The organism is Cupriavidus gilardii, from assembly GCF_008801915.1.
Classification (GTDB): domain Bacteria; phylum Pseudomonadota; class Gammaproteobacteria; order Burkholderiales; family Burkholderiaceae; genus Cupriavidus; species Cupriavidus gilardii.
The window spans coordinates 1-453 of sequence record NZ_VZOV01000093.1; the positions used below are offsets into that span (position 1 = coordinate 1).

The window sequence follows — 453 nt, forward strand, 5'->3', positions numbered from 1 at the left end:
AATATTCCTTCATATTTCATTTATTATTGTCATTTTTTGTATAAAAAGTGAGTACTCTGCAGTTCATAGAACAGATTTACTCTTAGTGTAATTATGCTATTTTTGTTACATGGAGTTATCAATGCTTTGAAACTTGTAATTCAAAGCACTGAAGGCAACACAGTTTAAACGGTTTAACTCTATTACTTTTAAAAAATGTCTTGAAGTTCAAGGAAAGATTAAAAATGAAATTAAAACATCTGAGCACTGCAATGATTTTAGCAACGCTGCCTGCAACTGGGGTTTTTGCAGCAGCGTTAGATCGCTCTGGACAGTCAATGTCTGCGTTCTTCCAACCTGGTAATTACTTTGAAGCTGGTATTTCTATTCTAGACCCAGATGTAGCAGGTAAAGAAGCAGGATCAAGCACAACAAGTCGTAACATTGGCGATATGGCTGATGATTATTTTTTCC

Annotated in this window: 1 pseudogene; it reads left to right on the forward strand. The window is 34.9% G+C overall.

From position 1 onward, the window contains the following. Positions 1 to 200 precede the first annotated feature (200 nt). Positions 201 to 453: pseudogene (locus F7Q96_RS26595) on the forward strand (hypothetical protein); the annotation flags it as partial.